The following is an 18,859-nucleotide window of genomic DNA, read 5'->3' as shown; positions in this document are numbered from 1 at the left end:
CGTGAGGTCTCGCATCGGTCGCGCTCCGCTGATCGCGGCCGTCGCGATCGTCGGGACGGTCGTGGTGGCCGGCGTCGTTCTGACCGGACCGGTCGAGGTCGGACCGCCACAGTGGGTGCCCGCGCCGACGCGGTGGCAGCCGACGATGCCCGCCCAGCCGACGCAGGCACCGGGGCCGCCCCGGATGCCGCAGGGATCCGACACGGTCGGCCGCATCATCCTGCTCATCCTCGAGGTGCTCGCCGTCGCGGCCGCGGTGCTCGTGCTCGCCTTGATCGTCCGCTTCATCGTCCGGCGCGTGCTCGACCGGCGCCGCCGCGTGCGTCGGGCTCGCGTCGCCGTGACCGATGCCGGGGTCGGCTCGGTGGCCGACGACGTCGCCGTGCCCGCCCCTGCCATGCGGCGCGGGATCGCCCGCGCGCTGGAGCTGCTGGACGAGCCGCGCGCGCCCGCCGACGCCGTGGTCCAGGCGTGGCTGGGCCTCGAGGACGCCGCCGTGCTCGCCGGTGCGGGGCGAGGCGACGCCGAGACGGCGGCCGAGCACGCCGCACGCGTCGTGCAGCGCTTCGACACCGATCGCAATGCCGCGCAGCGCCTGCTCCGCCTCTATCAGGACGTGCGATTCGGCGGGCGCGACGCCGACGCCGACGCGGTCGCCGCGGCGCGCGAGAGCCTGCTGCGCCTGCAGGCTTCGTGGCATGATGCGCGAGACGAGGGATCCACCACCGGGCGCCGGGAGGATGCATGAGCGAAAGCGGCACGCGCGTGCTGGTCGGCGCCGCCGTCATGGGTGGGCTGATCGGCGGCATTCTCTGGTTCTTCGGGGTCGCGTGGCCGTTCGCACTCGCGGCGGCGATCCTGACCGCCGCGTTCGGCGGGGCGTGGGCGGGGTTCGCCGACGCCGAGCGTCCGCTGTTCGTCCGCCCCGTCCTCGACCCCCGGCCCGGCACGCGTTCCGAGGTCAGCCAGACGGCGTGGTCGCTGCGGGGGCGCCGCGGCGAGGTGGGGGATGCCGGGCGCAAGCGGCTGCGGGCCTTCGCGCAGTCCCGCCTGCGCCGCCAGGGGCTCGAGCTGGACGATCCCGCCGACGCCGCGCGGATCTCGGAGTTGATCACGCCCCGCGCCCTGGCCGCATTGTCCCGCGACGCACGGGTGGGCATCTCCGACGTCGAGTACTGCCTGAACCGTTTGGAGCTCATCGCCCCGACGCGGATCCGCGAGCCGAGAGGACTGCAGTGACACAGCCATCCCCGCCTGCCGGCACGGTGCTCGCCCCGGACCGCGTCGGCGAGATCGCCGAGCGGATCCTGACCGAGCTGGGCACGGTCGTCATCGGGCAGGAGGAGCCGTTGCGCCTCGCCCTGGCGGCGATCCTGTCCGGCGGCCACGTGCTGTTCGAAGACGTTCCCGGCCTCGGCAAGACCCTTGCCGCCTGGTCTCTCGCGCAGGCGTCGGGGCTGGCGTTCCGCCGACTGCAGTGCACGCCCGACCTGCTGCCCTCGGATATCACCGGCTCCTACGTGTACGCACCGGACAGCGGCACGTTCGAGTTCCGTCCGGGCCCGATCTTCACGGGACTGCTGCTGGCCGACGAGCTCAACCGCACCGCCCCCAAGACGCAGTCCGCGCTGCTGGAGGCGATGGCCGAGGGGCAGGTGACCGTCGAGGGGACGAGCTTCGCGCTCCCGCGCCCGTTCCACCTGATCGCGACGGCGAACCCGATCGAGTACGAGGGCACGTACGCGCTCCCCGAAGCGCAGCTGGACCGCTTTCTCGTGCGGCTGAGCGTCGGCTATCCGGACCGCACGGGCGAGGAGCGCATCCTCGCGAACCGCATCGCCCGACGCACCGAGGTCGCCCGCGTGGCCCAGGTCGTGGACGCGGAGCACCTGCTGGCGATGCAGGCGGGCGTCGAGCGCGTGCACGTGGATGCCGACATCCTGCGCTACTGCGTCGACCTGGCCTCGGCCACCCGCTCGGACGCGTCCGTCGAGGTCGGATCGTCCCCGCGCGGCTCGCAGGGCCTCATGCTCATGGCCCGCGCGATCGCCGTCATCGACGGGCGCGACTACGTCACCCCGGACGACGTCAAGCGGGTCTCGGTGCCGGTGCTCGCCCATCGGATCACCCTGACCCCGGCCGCCTGGGCGGCCGGGACGGATCCGGCCCGCGTGATCGAGGCGATCACCGCGAAGGTCGCCGTTCCGCCGACGGTCGCGCGCGGCACAGTGTGATGCGCGCGCCGCTGTCGCCGGCGCCGTTCGCGGGCGCGGGGCTGGGCGTGGCCCTGCTCGCCGTCGCCGTCGGCTTCGGGCGGCCCGACCTCGCGATGGCGGGGGTCGTCCTGCTCGCCGCCGTGGCTGCGGCGCTGGGCGCCGGCCGGCGCACCGGGCGCGCGCGCACGTCGCTGGTGCGCGCGCACGCCGAGCCGTCGGCGGTACGACACCCCGTGGTCGTGGTCCGCGCCGAGGTGCGCGCGCCGGGCGCCGAGACCGCCGTCGTCACGGTGTCGATGCTCGAGCATCGGACCGATCGGGCGGTCGTCGCCGCCCCGCGCGGATCCTTCGCGATGCGACTGGCCACGGTGCACTCCGGCGATCAACAGCTGGTGGCCGGCGAGACGTGCCCGATCGGGGCCGACGGGACCTGGGCGGCCGCGGCATCCACCGTCTCGCGTCTGTCGGCACGGATCACGCCGCCCGCCCAGCCGCTGCCGTTCCTGCCGCTGCCGCGTGTGCCGGCGGGGCTCACCGGTGCGCACGACGCCCCGCGCGCGGGCGACGGCGGCGAGTTCCGCGACATCCACCCGTTCTCGAGCGGGGATCGGCTGCAGCGCATCGACTGGAAGGCCACCGCCCGTCTCGCCCGCCGCCCGGGCGACCTGTTCGTGCGCCGCACGTTCGCCACCGCGGACATCGACGTCGCGCTCGTCCTGGACGACGGCGAGGACGTGACCGGCATGGTGGGCGACTGGCTGCGCGGCGATCGCGCGCTGGCCGTGCCGACGTCGATGGACGTCGCCCGCGAGGCGGCCTGGAGCATCGCCAGCGCGTATCTGGATGCCGGTGACCAGGTGTCGTTCCAACTGCTCTCGCGGCTGGGGTCGGCCGTGCCGCGCGGCTCGGGCGCCCGCCAGCGCCAGCGCCTGCGCGAGGCGATCGTCTCGGCGGCACCGCAGCCGCGCGCGGCCCGGCACCGCACGCCGCTCGTGCCCAGCGGTGCCCTGGTGGCACTGCTGTCGACGTTCCTCGACGACGAGCCCGTGCGGCTGGTCGAACTGTGGCGGGCGGCCGGGCACCGGGTGCTGGCGGTGGACGTCCTGCCGCAGCTGCGCAGCGAGCGGCTGCGGCGCGAGGAGATCGCCGCATCCCGCATCGTGCTGGGCATGCGCGCCGACCGGCTCGCCGCCATCGTCGCCACGGGAGCCGACGTGCTCGCCTGGGACGGCTCGGCCGGTACCCGCACCGCGGCGCTGCGTGCCATGACCCGCGTACGGCGGCGGCGATGAGCGGGCCGCCCCGCACGGCCGCCGGCGTCCCTTCCGCGGGCGTCGCCGCGGATCGTCACGATGCCCGGGGCGCCGCCCGCAGCCGGGGGACGCGGACCGATACGCGCATCGAACTGGGGTCGTGGGTGCCGCTCGCGACCGTGCGGGTCGCGCTCGTGGCGGCCGCCTGCGTCGCGTTCGCGATCGCCCCGCTGCCGTACGCGGTGATCGCCGTCGTGCTCGCGGTCGGGGGCGCGGTGCTGCCGGCGGGACTGCTGGGGTGGGGTGCCGCGCTCGTGATCGCACTGGCCCAGCTCGCGCATCCGGCGAGCCTGGCCGACCCGCGGTCGTACCTCGCGGTCGCAACGGTGCACCTGCTGCACGTGCTGGCCGGCCTCTGCATGGTCCTTCCGGTCCGTGGCCGGCTGCAGCTGCGCGCCCTCGTCGCACCGGCCCGGCGCTGGGTGCTCATCGAGATCGTGGCGCAGCCAGTGCTGGCACTGGCGCTGTGGGCGAGGTCCGCGGCGTACGGCGGCGCGCTGGGCGGCGGCGGCGCGGCGGTCGCCGTCGCACTGTGCGCAGTCGCGATCGTGGTCATGCTGTGGTTGCTGGCGCGGCGACGCTGACGGCGAACACCCTGCCGAGAACGGTGTCGGAGGCCCGAAATAGACTTGACGGGTGCCCATCATCCCTGTCGCAAGTGTCGGTAGCTCCTCGGGAAAGCTGAGCGTGCGCGGCGCGCGCGTCCACAACCTGAAAGACATCGACCTCGACATCCCTCGCGATTCCCTGGTCGTGTTCACCGGTCTGTCCGGTTCCGGCAAGTCCAGCCTGGCCTTCGACACGATCTTCGCCGAGGGGCAGCGACGGTACGTCGAGTCGCTCAGCGCGTACGCACGGCAGTTCCTCGGGCAGGTCGACCGACCCGACGTCGACTTCATCGAGGGCCTGAGCCCGGCCGTCTCGATCGACCAGAAGTCGACCAACCGCAACCCTCGCTCGACGGTCGGCACGATCACCGAGATCCATGACTACATGCGCCTGCTGTGGGCGCGCATCGGCATCCCGCACTGCGCCGAATGCGGCGAGGTGATCCAGCGCCAGACCGTGCAGCAGATCGCCGATCGGCTGATGGAGCTGCCCGAGCGCACCCGCTATCAGATCCTCGCCCCGGTCGTGACGCAGAAGAAGGGCGAGTTCGTCGACCTGTTCAAAGAGCTCTCGGCCAAGGGCTACGCGCGCGCCGTCGTCGACGGCGACCTCGTCTCGCTCGCCGAGCCGCCGACGCTGACGAAGAGCTACAAGCACGACATCGCGGTGGTGGTCGACCGGCTGGTGGCCGATCCCGGCATCCTCGGCCGCGTCACCGATTCGGTCGAGACGGCACTGGGCCTGGCCGACGGCATCGTGCAGGTCAACTTCGTCGACGAGACGGGCGACGCCGCCTGGCAGAGCTTCTCTGAGAAGCTCGCCTGCCCGAACGGCCACCCCGTGCAGCTGACCGAGATCGAGCCGCGCACGTTCTCGTTCAACGCGCCGTTCGGCGCCTGCCCCGCCTGCTCCGGGCTCGGCACCCGCATGTCGGTGGATGTCGAGCTCATGCTCGGCGATGAGGACCTGTCGATCCGTGAAGGCGTCATCATCCCGTGGACGACCCAGGGCAAGGGGCTGTTCCAGTACTACGAGCGGCTGCTGGAGGGACTGGCCGACGACCTCGGCTTCTCGCTGGACACCCCGTGGCGCATGCTGCCGCAGGACGTCCGCGAGGCGGTGCTGCGCGGCGACAACTTCAAGGTGACGGTGCGGTGGAAGAACCGGTACGGCCGTGAGATGCGGTACACGTCGGGATTCGAAGGCGTCGTGCCGTACATCGAGCGGCAGTACATGCAGGCCGAGTCCGACACCCAGCGGCAGCGCTGGTCGGAGTTCCTGCGCGAAGTACCGTGCCCGGTGTGCGACGGAGCCCGGCTGAAGCCCGAGGTGCTCGCGGTGACGGTGCACGGCCGGTCGATCGCCGATGCGTCGCGGCTGAGCCTCGCCGATGCGCAGGAGTACTTCGCGGCGCTCGAGCTGACCGCGCGCGAGGCGAAGATCGCCGCTCAGGTGCTGCGCGAGATCCGGCTGCGCCTGGACTTCCTGATCCAGGTCGGCCTGAACTATCTCAACCTCGGCCGCTCGGCCGGCTCGCTGTCGGGCGGCGAGGCGCAGCGCATCCGCCTGGCGACGCAGATCGGCTCGGGCCTGACCGGCGTGCTGTACGTGCTCGACGAGCCGTCGATCGGGCTGCATCAGCGCGACAACCGCCGCCTCATCGAGACGCTGGTGACGCTGCGCGATCTCGGCAACACGCTCATCGTGGTCGAGCACGACGAAGAGACGATCCACGCCGCGGACTGGATCGTCGACATCGGGCCCCGTGCGGGCGTGGACGGCGGCAGGGTGGTGCACTCGGGCCCGCTCGAGTCGCTGCTGCAGGAGCGGGCGTCGCTCACCGGCGACTATCTGGCCGGCCGACGCGAGATCCCCGTCCCCGCCAAGCGCCGCAAGATCGACAAGAAGCGCCAGTTGACCGTGGTCGGTGCGCGTGAGAACAACCTGAAGAACGTGACGGTCGACTTCCCGCTCGGCGTGTTCACGGCCGTCACCGGCGTCAGCGGCTCGGGCAAGTCGTCGCTGGTGAACGACATCCTGTATCAGGTGCTCGCGTCGCGGCTGAACGGGGCTCGCACCGTTCCCGGCAAGCACACCCGGGTCACGGGCCTCGACGGCCTCGACAAGGTCGTGCACGTCGACCAGGCGCCGATCGGGCGCACGCCGCGCTCGAACCCCGCCACCTACACCGGCGTGTTCGACCGCATCCGCACGCTGTTCAGCGAGACGCCCGAGGCTAAGGCGCGCGGCTACCGTCCGGGACGGTTCAGCTTCAACGTCAAGGGCGGCCGGTGCGAGGCGTGCTCGGGCGACGGCACGATCAAGATCGAGATGAACTTCCTGCCCGACGTGTACGTGGACTGCGAAGTGTGCCACGGCAAGCGGTACAACCGCGACACGCTGGCCGTCCACTACAAGGGCAAGAACATCGCCGAGGTGCTGGAGATGCCGATCTCCGAAGCGGCGGAGTTCTTCGAGCCCATCCAGGCGATCCACCGCTACCTGCGCACGCTCGTGGACGTCGGCCTCGGCTATGTGCGGCTCGGCCAGTCCGCCACCACGCTCTCGGGCGGGGAGGCCCAGCGCGTGAAGCTCGCCACCGAGCTGCAGCGCCGGTCCAACGGTCGATCCGCGTACGTCCTGGACGAGCCGACGACCGGACTGCACTTCGAGGACGTCCAGCGGCTCCTCGACGTCCTCAACGGCCTCGTCGACAAGGGCAACACCGTCATCGTGATCGAGCACAACCTCGACGTCGTGAAGTCGGCCGACTGGATCATCGACCTCGGGCCCGAGGGCGGCGCCGGGGGAGGGACGGTGGTGGCCATCGGCACGCCCGAGCAGGTGGCGCGCATCGAGGGATCGCACACCGGGGAGTTCCTCGCCGAGATGCTGGACGTGTCGGCGCAGCGCAAGGCCGGGTGATCGGCGGTGGCCGATCAGCTCGCCTACAAGCCGAAGCAGGGTGAGATCCCCACCGAACCCGGGGTGTACCGGTTCCGCGACCGGGACCGTCGCATCCTCTACGTCGGCAAGGCGAAGAACCTGCGCGCGCGGCTGTCGAACTACTTCGCGCCGCTGCACACGCTGCACGAGCGCACCCGCCGCATGGTCACCACGGCGGCCTCCGTCGAGTGGACGGTGGTGGGCAGCGACGTCGAGGCGCTGCAGCTGGAGTTCATGTGGATCCAGGAGTTCAAGCCGCAGTTCAACGTGCGCTACAAGGACGACAAGTCCTACCCGTTCCTCGCCGTGACACTCGCCGACGAGGCGCCCCGGGTGATCGTCACGCGAAACCATCGGATCAAGGGCGCCAAGTACTTCGGCCCATACCCGAAGGTGTGGGCCGTGCACGACACGATCGACCTGATGATCAAGGTCTTCCCGATCCGCACGTGCAGTGACGCGTCGTACAAGCGCGCGATGGCCACCGGCCGCCCCTGCTTCCCCGGCCAGATCGGACGGTGCGGCGGCCCGTGCTCGATGAGGGTCACGATCGAGGAGCACCGCGCCATCGTCGACGACTTCATCGCCTTCCTCTCCGGCGGCGACGAGCGCTTCCGGATCGACCTGACGCGCAAGATGAAGGCGGCCGCCGCCGCGATGGACTACGAGGCCGCCGCGGCCTACCGCGACAAGCTCGAGGCGATCGACGCCGTGCTGAGCAAGAGCGCGCTGGTGCTGTCATCCGACATGGACGCCGACCTGTTCGGCATTGCCGAAGACGAGCTCGCCGCGGCCGTGCAGCGCTTCATCGTGCGCGGGGGCCGTGTGCGCGGAGTGCGCGCCACGACGATCGAGAAAGAGCTCGACATCAGCTCGGGCGAACTGATCGATCAGGTGCTGCAGCGCGTGTACGGCGACGCGGACGCGGTCGACATCCCGCGGCAGATCCTCGTCCCGCAGCTGCCCGAGGACGCGCCCGAGCTCGAGGCCTGGCTGCGCGAGAAGCGCGGCCGCAAGGTGACGATCGCGGTCGCGCAGCGCGGGCGCAAGGCAGACCTCATGGGCACTGCCACCCGCAACGCCCAGCAGGCGCTGATGCTGCACAAGACCCGGCGCACGAGCGACTACGTCGCGCGCACCCAGGCCCTGACCGATCTGCAAGAGGCGCTGGGCATGATCGAGGCGCCGCTGCGGATCGAGTGCTACGACATCTCGCACCTGTCGGGCACCAACGTGGTCGCGTCGATGGTGGTGTTCGAAGACGGCCTGCCGCGCAAGGACCAGTACCGCTCGTTCGGAGTATCCGACACCACCGACGACACCGATTCGATGTACCAGGTGCTCATGCGCCGGCTCGCGCACCTCGACGTGCCCGACGAGCCGGAGGCCGACAACGGCAAGAAGCGCCGCTTCGCCTATCCACCGCAGCTGCTGCTCGTCGACGGCGGGCAGCCGCAGGTCGCGGCCGCCGCGCGCGCCCTCGCGGACGCCGGGCATCCCGAGATCGCGCTGTGCGGCATCGCGAAGCGGCTCGAGGAGGTGTGGCTGCCGGACCAGGACTTCCCGGTGATCCTGCCGCGCACCTCCGAGGCGCTGTACCTGCTGCAGCGACTGCGCGACGAGGCCCACCGGTTCGCCATCACGCACCAGCGCAAGCGCCGCAAGCGCGACATCGGGACGGTCCTGGCCGAGATCCCGGGGCTGGGCCCCGCCCGCATCAGATCGCTGCTGCGCCACTTCGGATCGGTCACCGCGCTGCGCGAGGCGACCCCCGAGCAGATCGCCGAGCTGCCCGGCATCGGGCCCACCCTCGCCGCCAGCGTGCACGCCCGCTTGGCGCGCCGTTAGCGCCCCCCACTAGGGTGGGGGCGAGGGGGAGCGATGAGTGAGGACGCGCAGGACGAGGCGGGCGAGATCCTGATCGTGACCGGCATGTCGGGGGCGGGGCGTTCGACCGTCGCCGACGCGCTCGAGGACATGGGCTGGTACGTCGTCGACAATCTGCCGCCGCAGATGCTGCGACCGCTGCTCGAGCTGTCCGGCATGGCCGCGGCATCCCTCCCGCGCGTCGCCGCGGTCGTCGACGTCCGCGGCGGCGGACTGTTCACCGACCTGCCCGAGGTGACGCGCGCGCTGCGTGCGGTCCGCGGGCAGGTGCGGGTGGTGTTCCTGGATGCCTCGGACGATGTGCTGGTGCGTCGCTACGAGTCCGTGCGCCGCCCCCACCCGCTGCAGGGGGACGGCACGATCGTCGACGGTCTGCGTCGCGAGCGCGAACGGCTGACCGCCATCCGCGAGAGCGCGGACGTCGTCATCGACACCAGCGACTTCAACGTGCACCAACTCGCGACGCATGTCGTCGATCTGTTCCGGGAGACGGGCGCCGCGCGTCACACCCTGACCGTCATGAGCTTCGGATTCAAGTACGGCATCCCGGTCGATGCCGACATGGTCGCCGACATGCGCTTCCTGCCCAACCCGTACTGGGTCGAGGACCTGCGGGCGCAGACCGGCGAGGACGACGCGGTGCGGGAGTTCGTGCTCGCGCAGCCGGGCGCCACCGAGTTCCTGGATGCGTACACGCGCGCCGTCACCCCGGTGCTCGAAGGCTATCAGCGCGAGAACAAGCGGCACAGCGTCATCGCCATCGGCTGCACCGGCGGCAAGCACCGGTCGGTCACCATGGCCGCGGCGCTGGCCGACCGGCTCTCGACCGTCCCCGGCGTCGCCGTCCGCGTCGCTCATCGCGACATGGGACGCGAGTAGCGCGGGTAGGCTGGAACGTCCGATCCGAACGCCTGCCGACGAGGAGCACCGTGCCGCTGACTGCCGATGTGAAAGCCGAGCTCATCGCCGTGCGCGACCCGCGCCCGACCGCTCGCGTCGCCGAGCTCACCTCACTGCTGCGCTTCTCGGGCGGACTGCACTCGATCGCCGGCCGCGTCGCGGTCGAGGCCGAACTCGACTCCGACCACCTGGCCCGGCGCACCGCCCGCGAGCTCATGGAGTTGTACGGCGTGCGCCCCGAGCTCGTGCATGTCCAGGGCTCGGTCGCCGCGGGCGGTCCTCGCTACGCCGTGCGCGTGATCGAGGCGGGCGAGACCCTGGCCCGCCAGACCGGCCTGCTCGACCAGCGCCGACGCGTGGTGCGCGGCCTTCCGAACAAGCTCACGACCGGTTCACGGCCCGACCTCGCCGCGGTGTGGCGCGGCGCGTTCCTGGCCGCCGGAACGCTCACCGACCCCGGCCGGTCGGCCGCGCTCGAGGTGTCGTGCCCGTCGTCCGAGGCGGGGATGGCCCTGGTGGGAGCGGCGCACCGCCTGGGCGTGGCCGCCAAAGCGCGCGAGGTGCGCGGCATCCCGCGGGTGGTCGTGCGTGACGCCGAGGCGATCCGTGCCGCCCTCGCGGCCATGGGCGCCGTCCGGGCCGCCGCCGCCTGGGACCAGATCCGCCAGCGCCGCGAAGTGCGCGCCGGCGTGAACCGTCTCGTGAACTTCGACGATGCGAACCTGCGACGCTCCGCGCAGGCCGCGGTCGCCGCATGCGCGCGCGTGGAGCGGGCCCTGGAGATCCTCGGCGACGAGGTGCCGACGCATCTCGAAGAGGCCGGGCGCCTGCGTCTCGCGCACCGCGACGCGAGCCTCGACGAGCTGGGGCACCACGCCGAGCCGCCGCTCACGAAGGACGCCGTGGCCGGCCGCATCCGGCGGCTGCTGGCGATGGCCGACAAGAAGGCCGAGGTCGAGGGCATCCCGGGCACCGAGTCGGCCGTTCCGGCCGGCGCCATCGGCTGACGCTCCGTCGGGGCCCGCGCGGCGGTGTGCAGTGGGATCGTCATGCGACACGACCCTCGGCCCCGGGCGCCGGTCCTCAGTAGGATGAAGACGTCACCCTCGCTGCGCTCCGGAGCGCACTTGTCTCCGTCATTCGGCGCGGCGCCGACAGGAAGAAGAGAACATGGCGAAGTACACGTTGCCGGACCTGCCCTATGACTACGCTGCGCTCGAGCCGCACATCAGCGGCAAGATCATGGAGCTTCACCACGATAAGCATCACGCGGCGTATGTCGCCGGTGCGAACACCGCTCTGGAGAAGCTCGCCGAGGCCCGTGATTCCGGAGATCTGGCGAACGTCAACAAGTTCGAGAAGGACCTCGCGTTCAACCTCGGCGGGCACGTGAACCACTCGATCTTCTGGACCAACCTGTCGCCGAACGGCGGCGGCGAGCCCGAGGGCGAACTGCGTGCCGCGATCGACGAGTTCTTCGGCGGTTTCGACAAGTTCCAGGCCCACTTCGCCGCGGCGGCGGCCGGCATCCAGGGTTCGGGCTGGGCGGTGCTCAGCTGGGACCCGATCGGCCAGCAGCTGATCGTGCAGCAGCTGTTCGACCAGCAGGGCAACACCGCGCAGGGGACGATCCCGCTGTTCCAGCTGGACATGTGGGAGCACGCGTTCTACCTCGACTACCTCAACGTGAAGGCCGACTACATCAAGGCCGTGTGGAACATCGCGAACTGGGAGAACGTCGCGCAGCGCTTCGTCACAGCCCGTGAGAAGACCTCGGGCCTGCTGGTACTGTCATAGCGAGTACGGGCGTCCCGGCGGGATACCCGTCGGGACGCCGTTGTCCCTCCGAGAAGAAACCGCGCATCTCGCGCACAACACCTGGGAGAAATTCCGTGACTGTGAAGATCGGAATCAACGGCTTCGGCCGCATCGGACGCAACTACCTTCGCGCGGCGCTCGCGCAGGGCGCTGACCTCGACATCGTCGCGGTCAACGACCTCACCGACAACCGCACGCTGGCAGACCTCCTGACCTACGACTCGGTCGGCGGTCGCCTGTCCGAGGCCGTGTCGTACGACGGTGATGCGATCACCGTGGGTGGCAGGAGCATCCGCGTGTTCGAAGAGCGCGACCCCGGGGCCCTCCCGTGGGGCGAACTCGGCGTCGACGTCGTGATCGAGTCCACGGGCCGCTTCACGAAGGCAGAGGATGCCGCGAAGCACCTCGCCGGCGGAGCCAAGAAGGTCATCATCTCTGCCCCGGCGACGGGTGCCGACGCCACGTTCGTGATGGGCGTGAACGAGGACACCTACGACCCCGCCACGATGAACGTCATCTCCAACGCGTCCTGCACGACGAACTGCCTCGCCCCGCTTGCGAAGGTGTTCAACGATGCGTTCGGCATCGAGCGCGGCTTCATGATGACCGCGCACGCCTACACTGCCGACCAGAACCTGCAGGACGGCCCGCACAAGGACCTGCGCCGGGCGCGCGCCGCGGCGATCAACATCGTCCCGGCCTCGACCGGGGCCGCCAAGGCGATCGGCCTGGTGCTGCCCGAGCTGAACGGCAAGCTGAGCGGCTCGTCGTACCGTGTTCCGGTGCCGACGGGGTCGATCGTCGACCTGACGGTCGTCACCGAGCGCGCCGGACTCACCGCCGACGAGGTCAACGCCGCCTACCGTGCCGCAGCGAGCGAGGGCCGCCTGGCGGGCTACCTCGCCTACACCGAGGACCCGATCGTCTCCAGCGACATCCAGCTGGACCCGCACTCGTCGATCTTCGACGCCGAGCTGACGAACGTCAGCGGCAACCTCGCGAAGGTCTCGGGCTGGTACGACAACGAGTGGGGCTACTCCAACCGCCTCGTCGACCTGACCGAGTACGTCGTCGAGCGCCTCTGAGGATCGCCGGAAAGACATGGCCCTGCGCACCCTCGACACCCTTTCGTCGCGTCTGGGGCGTCCGCTCGCCGGTGCGCGGATCGTCGTCCGCTGTGACCTCAACGTCCCTCTCCGGGACGGGGTCATCACGGACGACGGCCGCGTCCGCGCGTCGCTGCCGACCCTCAACGCCCTGATCAACCAGGGCGCCCGCGTCGTCGTCTGCTCCCACCTGGGGCGGCCCGACGGGGCGCCCGACCCGAAGTACAGCCTCGCCCCCGTCGCACAGCGGCTGTCTGAGCTGCTCGGCCAGCCGGTCGCGTTCGCCCGCGACACGGTGGGCGAGTCGGCCCGCGAGGCTGTGGCCTCGCTCGGCGACGGCGACGTCGCCGTCATCGAGAACCTGCGGTTCAACCCCGGCGAGACGTCGAAGGACGACGCCGTGCGCGCGGAGTTCGCGCGTCAGCTGGCGACCCTCGGCGACGCGCTCGTCTCGGACGGTTTCGGCGTCGTGCACCGCAAGCAGGCGAGCGTCTACGACCTCGCCCAGCTGATCCCCTCGGTGGCGGGGCTGCTGATCGAGAAGGAGGTCGACGTCCTCGACCGCCTCACTGAGAACCCCGAGCGCCCGTACGCGGTCGTCCTGGGCGGCTCGAAGGTCAGCGACAAGCTCGGCGTCATCGAGCACCTCCTTCCGCGCGTGGACACGCTGCTGGTCGGCGGCGGGATGATGTTCACGTTCCTCGCCGCACAGGGCCACCGCGTGGGCAAGAGCCTGCTCGAGGCCGATCAGCTCGACACGGTGCGCGGGTACCTCGCGCAGGCCCGCGAGCGGGGGATCGAGATCGTCCTTCCGGTCGACGCCGTGATGGCGGCATCCTTCTCCGCCGACGCCGACCATGTCGTGGCCGACGCCGACGCACTCGAGGACACGCCCTTCGGCGCCGACGGAATGGGCCTGGACATCGGCCCGCGCACCGCCGACAGCTTCGCGGCAGCCGTCCGGGAGAGCACGACGGTCTTCTGGAACGGCCCCATGGGCGTGTTCGAGATGCCGGCGTTCGCGGCGGGGACCAAGGCCGTCGCCGAGGCGCTGACCGAGGTCCGCGGACTGAGCGTGGTCGGCGGGGGCGACTCGGCCGCCGCGGTGCGTCAGCTCGGATTCGACGACGACCGCTTCGGACACATCTCGACCGGCGGCGGCGCGAGTCTGGAGTTCTTGGAGGGCAAGAAGCTGCCCGGACTGGAGGTTTTGGGGTGGGAGCAGTGAACGACCGCGGCGGACGCACGCCGCTGATCGCGGGCAACTGGAAGATGAACCTCGACCACCTGCAGGCGGTCGCGTTCGTCCAGAAGCTCCACTGGGCGCTGAAGGACGCCAAGCACGAGGCGGACTCGGTGGAGGTCGGCCTGTTCCCGCCGTTCACCGACCTGCGCACGGTGCAGACGCTGCTCGACGCCGACAAGATCCCGTTCGAGCTCGGTGCGCAGGACCTGTCCGCGCACGACTCCGGCGCGTACACGGGTGAGGTGTCGGGGGCGTTCCTGGCCAAACTCGCCTGCCGGTACGTCATCATCGGGCACTCCGAGCGTCGCGCCTATCATGCCGAGACCGACGAGGTCGTCGCCGCGAAGGTGGCCGCCGCCCTCAAGCACGGACTCGTGCCGGTGATCTGCGTCGGCGAGACCGCCGAGGACCTCGAGGCGCACGGCGCCAGCGCCGTCCCGGTCGCGCAGCTGACGGCGGCCCTCGCCGGCGTCAAGAAGGGCGCAGAGGTGGTCGTGGCGTACGAGCCGGTCTGGGCCATCGGCTCCGGCCAGGCGGCGACGCCGCAGCAGGCGCAGGATGTGGCGGCCAAGCTGCGCGATGTCGTCGCGGCGGCGATCGGCGACGACGCGGCCGAGCGGACCCGCATCCTGTACGGCGGATCGGTGAAGTCGGCGAACATCGCGGGGTTCATGCGCGAGCCCGACGTGGACGGCGCCCTGGTGGGCGGGGCGAGCCTCGTGCCCGAGGAGTTCGCCGCGATCATCCGCTACCGCAAGCACGTCGGCGTGTGAGCACGGGTGCGGCCCGCCGCCGAGGGCGGGTTCGGCCGCACCCGTCCTCTATACTTGACGAGGTCGGCCGCCGGGGCCTACCGGCACGGCGCCGACCGACCCGACGCGAAAGGCACAGCGTGGAAATCCTCGAGTTCGTTCTGCAGGTGCTGCTCGGCATCACGAGCCTCCTGCTGACTCTGCTCATCCTCCTGCACAAGGGCCGCGGCGGCGGTCTGTCCGACATGTTCGGCGGCGGCATGAGCTCGTCTCTGGGGTCCTCGGGGCTGGCCGAGCGCAACCTCAACCGCTTCACGGTGGTTCTGGCGCTGGCGTGGTTCGTCTCGATCGTGGCTCTCGGCCTGCTCGCGAAGCTGCAGGGGATCTGACATGGCCGTGGGCGGAAACGCGATCCGCGGCACCCGTGTGGGCGCCGGTCCCATGGGGGAGCAAGACCACGGATTCCACGCGGAGCGCGTGGCCGTGTCGTATTGGGATGCGCTGGGCAACGAGACCGTGCGCTATTTCGCCGCCGGCATCGCCGACGAAGAGATCCCCGACACGATCGACTCGCCGCACTCCGGCCTGCCGGCCGGGCGCGACAAGCAGAACCCGCCCGCGATGGCGAAGGCCGAGCCGTACAAGACGCACCTGGCTTACGTCAAGGAGCGTCGCACCGACGAAGAGGCCGAAGCGCTGCTGGACGACGCGTTGAAGCAGCTGCGCGAGCGCCGCGGCCAGTAATCCGGGCTAGTACGTCCCGTCGATCAGCTCCGGCGGCACCTTGCCCGCCGCGGCCTCGTCGACGAAGAAGATCGTCCGACGTCGCCCCTTGGCGCCGGCGGCCGGTACGCTGTGGTAGCTCGCGCCCGCGAGCGCGAGCCCGAGCGCCGAGGCCTTGTCGGTCCCCGCGAGCACCAGCCAGACGCGGTTCGACGAGTTGAGGACCGGACGGGTCAGACTGATCCGCTCGGGCGGCGGTTTCGGCGAATCGCGCACGGCGACCGCGGCGCGGTCGGTGATGCGGATCTCGTCGCGGTCCGGGAACAGCGACGCGATGTGCGCGTCGGGGCCCACGCCGAGGAAGCAGATGTCGAACGACGGCCAGGCGCCGGTGAGGACGCCGGTGGCCGTCGTCTCGGGCGGACCGTACGCGGCGAGCTCGGTCGCGTACGCCGCGGCGGCCTCATCGAGCCCGAGGCCCTGGTCAGCGGCGGGCATGCGGTGGACGTTGCCCGCCGGTACATCGATGCGGCCGAGCAGGGCGTCGGTGGCGCCGACGTCGTTGCGGTCGGGCGAGTCGGATGCCACGAATCGCTCGTCGCCCCACCAGAAGTGCACGCGCGACCAGTCGAAAGTGCGGCTCTCGGGGTGATCTCCCACGGCGCGCAGCACGGCCGTGCCCGTGCCTCCGCCGGTCAACGCGACGTGCACGGTCTTGCCGGCGCGCACCCGTTTGCCCAGCCGATCGTAGAAGCGATCGGCGACCGAGGCGGCCAGTGCCGCCGCGTCCGGACTGACCACGACCCGCTTCTCGGCCCCCTGCTTGTCGGTCCCGCGGTCACTCATGGCTCCTCCGCTCTCCGACGAGCATCGCGCAGCCGTCGGTGATGACGCGACCATACAGCAGGTCGGGGTCGAGGCTGCGCAGTTCCTCGGCGAGGCACTCGCGCAACGTGCGACGGGGGAAGGCGAGCTCGTGCGAGGGCTGGCCGGGCTGGGTGAGCACGGCGACGCCGGGAATGGGACGTTCGAGCAGGATGTCGCCGCTGGCGCGGGTCAGCCGCACGGACTTGATGCCGCCCGCCCACTCGTCGGGTCCGAGATAGGTCCACGTGACCGGCACCTGCAGGGTCAGTCGCAGCCAAGCCGCCAGCAGCGTCGTGGAGGGCGAGTCGGACGCCCCGCGCACCTCGACGGCCGTGACCGGCTCGTACGGCGGCTGGTCGAGTACGGCCGCCAGCTGCTCGCGCCAACGCGTGACGCGCGTCCAGGCCAGGTCGGTGTCACCGGGGGCGTAGTGCCCGCCGAGGCTCGAGACCCAGGCGGACGGATCGGGTTGGGTCGCGGCATCCGTGATCCGGCGCTGGGCGATCCGGCCGACCGACGAGCGCGACGGCTCTTTGGGCGTCTCACGCGGCCACCACGCCACCACCGGGGCGTCGGGCAGCAGCAGACCGGTCACGAGGCTCTCAGAATTGTTGCCGGCCGCTCCGTACGCGCGCAGCACGATGACCTCGCTCGCCCCGGCGTCGCCGCCGACGCGGATCTCGGCGTCGAGGCGGGGGTCGGCATCGGCGTCCGGTCCATGCGGGTCGCTCATCAGCACGATCACGCGCATCGGGTGCTCGCGCGAGGCGTCGTTGGCCGCCTCGATCACCTCTTCTTCGGCGCCGTGGCGCACGAGGATGATGAGCGTGAGCACGCGCCCGAGGGCGACCGCGCCGCCCTCTTCGCGGACGTTGACGAGGGCCTTGGCGATCTTGCTGACGTTCGTGTCGGGCAGATCGATGATCATGGGCGCCTCCACGTGCGGCCGTCGCGGGCCAGCAGGTCATCCGCAGAGCGCGGACCCCAGCCGCCGGGGGTGTACTGCTCGAGAGGGCCGCCGGTCGCCGCCCAGTGCTGCTCGATCGGGTCGAGGATCTTCCAGCTCAGCTCGACCTCCTCGTGCCGGGGGAACAGCGGCGGGTCGCCCAGCAGCACGTCGAGGATGAGCCGTTCGTACGCCTCAGGGCTCGCCTCGGTGAAGGCGTGGCCGTAGCCGAAGTCCATCGTCACGTCGCGCACCTGGGTACCCGCGCCGGGCACCTTCGAGCCGAAGCGGATCGTCACGCCTTCGTCCGGCTGCACCCGGATCACCAGGGCGTTCTGCCCGAGTCCGGACGTCTGCGAGCGGCTGAACAGGTGCTCGGGCGCCTTCTTGAAGACCACGGCGATCTCGGTGACCCGCCGGCCCAGGCGCTTGCCGGTGCGCAGGTAGAACGGCACGCCCGCCCAGCGGCGGGTGTTGATGCCCAGCTTGATGGCGGCGTACGTCTCGGTCGTGGAGTGCGGATCCATCCCGTCCTCGTCGAGGAAGCTGCGCACCTGCTGGCCGCCCTGCCAGCCGCCGCCGTACTGGCCGCGGGCGGTGGCCTGCGCCAGGTCGTCGGGGAGGGTGACGGCGGCGAGCACCTTCTCCTTCTCGGTGCGCAGGTCCCGCGCGTTGAACGAGATCGGCTCCTCCATCGCGGTGAGCGCGAGCAGCTGCAGCAGGTGGTTCTGGATCACGTCGCGCGCCGCGCCGATGCCGTCGTAGTACCCGGCGCGTCCGCCGACGCCGATGTCCTCGGCCATCGTGATCTGCACGTGGTCGACGTAGTTGCGGTTCCAGATCGGCTCGTACAGCTCGTTCGCGAAGCGCAGCGCAAGGATGTTCTGCACCGTCTCTTTGCCGAGATAGTGGTCGATGCGGAAGATCGCGTCGGCCGGGAAGGCGCTGCGCAGCGCCCGGTTGAGCTCGCGTGCCGAGGCGAGGTCGTTGCCGAACGGCTTCTCGATCACGACGCGCCGCCAGCGGTCGGGCTGATCGGCGGTGTCGTCGACCAGGCCCGAGCTCTTCAGCTGCTGGGCCACGACCCCGAACGCCCGCGGCGGGATCGACAGGTAGTACGCGTGGTTGCCCATCGTCCCGCGCTCGACGTCGAGCTTCTCGACGGTCTCGCGCAGACGGCGGAACGCGGCCGGGTCGTCGAACTCGCCCGAGACGAACCGGATGCCCTGCAGCAGCTGCTGCCACGTTTCCTCGCGGAACTCGGTGCGGGCGTGCATGCGCACCGCGTCGTACACGACAGCCGCGAAGTCCTGGTCGGCCCAGTCGCGGCGCGCGAAGCCGACCAGGGCGAACCCCGGCGGCAGCAGGCCGCGGTTGGCCAGGTCGTACACGGCCGGCATCAGCTTCTTGCGCGACAGGTCGCCGGTCACGCCGAAGATGACCAGGGCGCTGGGGCCGGCGATGCGGTTCAGGCGCCGGTCGTCCGGGTCGCGCAGGGGATTGACGTCCCGGGTGATCTCCACAGTCATG

At 71.2% G+C, this 18,859-nt stretch carries 18 protein-coding genes; 15 read left to right on the top strand and 3 right to left on the bottom strand.

The window, feature by feature from the left end:
- The first annotated feature begins 1 nt into the window (after nucleotide 1).
- The 15 genes from AC3RX0_RS06905 (at nucleotide 2) to AC3RX0_RS06835 (ending at nucleotide 15,537) form a co-directional block, all read left to right on the top strand.
- Nucleotides 2-748, top strand: coding sequence for a DUF4129 domain-containing protein (locus AC3RX0_RS06905; protein WP_491505172.1), 747 nt, complete (start codon nucleotides 2-4; stop codon nucleotides 746-748).
- Nucleotides 745-1,239 (top strand): hypothetical protein, encoded by a 495-nt coding sequence (locus AC3RX0_RS06900; RefSeq protein ID WP_491505171.1) that lies wholly within the window; start codon nucleotides 745-747, stop codon nucleotides 1,237-1,239. Before AC3RX0_RS06905 ends, AC3RX0_RS06900 begins: the two co-directional genes overlap by 4 nt.
- Complete coding sequence (locus AC3RX0_RS06895) at nucleotides 1,236-2,234, top strand: AAA family ATPase (protein ID WP_491505170.1); 999 nt, start codon at nucleotides 1,236-1,238, stop codon at nucleotides 2,232-2,234. The genes AC3RX0_RS06900 and AC3RX0_RS06895 overlap by 4 nt, the downstream gene beginning before the upstream one ends.
- Nucleotides 2,234-3,508: a DUF58 domain-containing protein gene (locus tag AC3RX0_RS06890; RefSeq protein WP_491505169.1), complete on the top strand. Its 1,275-nt coding sequence runs from the start codon at nucleotides 2,234-2,236 to the stop codon at nucleotides 3,506-3,508. The genes AC3RX0_RS06895 and AC3RX0_RS06890 overlap by 1 nt, the downstream gene beginning before the upstream one ends.
- Nucleotides 3,505-4,113, top strand: a complete 609-nt coding sequence (locus tag AC3RX0_RS06885) for a hypothetical protein (RefSeq protein WP_491505168.1) — start codon at nucleotides 3,505-3,507, stop codon at nucleotides 4,111-4,113. The genes AC3RX0_RS06890 and AC3RX0_RS06885 overlap by 4 nt, the downstream gene beginning before the upstream one ends.
- Before the next feature lie 52 nt (nucleotides 4,114-4,165).
- A complete protein-coding gene (gene uvrA, locus AC3RX0_RS06880) occupies nucleotides 4,166-7,063 on the top strand; it encodes an excinuclease ABC subunit UvrA (protein ID WP_491505167.1) in 2,898 nt (965 codons plus the stop codon).
- A 6-nt stretch (nucleotides 7,064-7,069) separates the two neighbouring features.
- Nucleotides 7,070-8,932: an excinuclease ABC subunit UvrC gene (gene uvrC, locus AC3RX0_RS06875; RefSeq protein WP_491505166.1), complete on the top strand. Its 1,863-nt coding sequence runs from the start codon at nucleotides 7,070-7,072 to the stop codon at nucleotides 8,930-8,932.
- Between the two features lie 33 nt (nucleotides 8,933-8,965).
- Nucleotides 8,966-9,850, top strand: a complete 885-nt coding sequence (gene rapZ / locus AC3RX0_RS06870) for an RNase adapter RapZ (protein ID WP_491505165.1) — start codon at nucleotides 8,966-8,968, stop codon at nucleotides 9,848-9,850.
- Nucleotides 9,851-9,900: 50 nt separating this feature from the next.
- The gene (gene whiA, locus AC3RX0_RS06865; RefSeq protein WP_491505164.1) at nucleotides 9,901-10,878 is read left to right on the top strand and encodes a DNA-binding protein WhiA; all 978 of its coding nucleotides are present in this window, start codon (nucleotides 9,901-9,903) and stop codon (nucleotides 10,876-10,878) included.
- Nucleotides 10,879-11,041: 163 nt separating this feature from the next.
- Nucleotides 11,042-11,668 (top strand): superoxide dismutase, encoded by a 627-nt coding sequence (locus tag AC3RX0_RS06860; RefSeq protein WP_491505163.1) that lies wholly within the window; start codon nucleotides 11,042-11,044, stop codon nucleotides 11,666-11,668.
- A gap of 95 nt (nucleotides 11,669-11,763) precedes the next feature.
- Nucleotides 11,764-12,774: a type I glyceraldehyde-3-phosphate dehydrogenase gene (gap, locus tag AC3RX0_RS06855; protein WP_491505162.1), complete on the top strand. Its 1,011-nt coding sequence runs from the start codon at nucleotides 11,764-11,766 to the stop codon at nucleotides 12,772-12,774.
- Nucleotides 12,775-12,790: 16 nt separating this feature from the next.
- Nucleotides 12,791-14,023 carry a phosphoglycerate kinase gene (locus tag AC3RX0_RS06850; RefSeq protein ID WP_491505161.1) on the top strand — a complete coding sequence of 411 codons (1,233 nt, stop codon included), beginning with the start codon at nucleotides 12,791-12,793 and terminating at the stop codon, nucleotides 14,021-14,023.
- Nucleotides 14,020-14,814: a triose-phosphate isomerase gene (gene tpiA, locus AC3RX0_RS06845; RefSeq protein WP_491505401.1), complete on the top strand. Its 795-nt coding sequence runs from the start codon at nucleotides 14,020-14,022 to the stop codon at nucleotides 14,812-14,814. The genes AC3RX0_RS06850 and tpiA overlap by 4 nt, the downstream gene beginning before the upstream one ends.
- A gap of 119 nt (nucleotides 14,815-14,933) precedes the next feature.
- Nucleotides 14,934-15,182 (top strand): preprotein translocase subunit SecG, encoded by a 249-nt coding sequence (gene secG, locus AC3RX0_RS06840; protein ID WP_491505160.1) that lies wholly within the window; start codon nucleotides 14,934-14,936, stop codon nucleotides 15,180-15,182.
- A 1-nt stretch (nucleotide 15,183) separates the two neighbouring features.
- On the top strand, nucleotides 15,184-15,537 hold the full coding sequence (locus AC3RX0_RS06835) for an RNA polymerase-binding protein RbpA (protein WP_491505159.1): 354 nt from the start codon (nucleotides 15,184-15,186) through the stop codon (nucleotides 15,535-15,537).
- A gap of 6 nt (nucleotides 15,538-15,543) precedes the next feature.
- On the opposite strand, the gene pgl is transcribed toward AC3RX0_RS06835, so the two are convergent.
- Genes pgl through zwf form a run of 3 tightly spaced genes read right to left on the bottom strand, consistent with a single transcriptional unit; the run spans nucleotide 15,544 to nucleotide 18,858 of the window.
- The gene (pgl, locus tag AC3RX0_RS06830; protein ID WP_491505158.1) at nucleotides 15,544-16,362 is read right to left on the bottom strand and encodes a 6-phosphogluconolactonase; all 819 of its coding nucleotides are present in this window, start codon (nucleotides 16,360-16,362) and stop codon (nucleotides 15,544-15,546) included.
- A complete protein-coding gene (locus tag AC3RX0_RS06825; protein ID WP_491505157.1) occupies nucleotides 16,355-17,311 on the bottom strand; it encodes a glucose-6-phosphate dehydrogenase assembly protein OpcA in 957 nt (318 codons plus the stop codon). The genes pgl and AC3RX0_RS06825 overlap by 8 nt, the downstream gene beginning before the upstream one ends.
- Nucleotides 17,308-18,858, bottom strand: coding sequence for a glucose-6-phosphate dehydrogenase (gene zwf, locus AC3RX0_RS06820; protein WP_491505156.1), 1,551 nt, complete (start codon nucleotides 18,856-18,858; stop codon nucleotides 17,308-17,310). Before zwf ends, AC3RX0_RS06825 begins: the two co-directional genes overlap by 4 nt.
- Nucleotide 18,859 lies beyond the last annotated feature (1 nt).

Source organism: Microbacterium sp. W1-4-2 (assembly GCF_058349885.2).
Note: the sequence above shows the minus strand (reverse complement) of the source record. Positions and strands in the feature narration are given on the sequence as shown.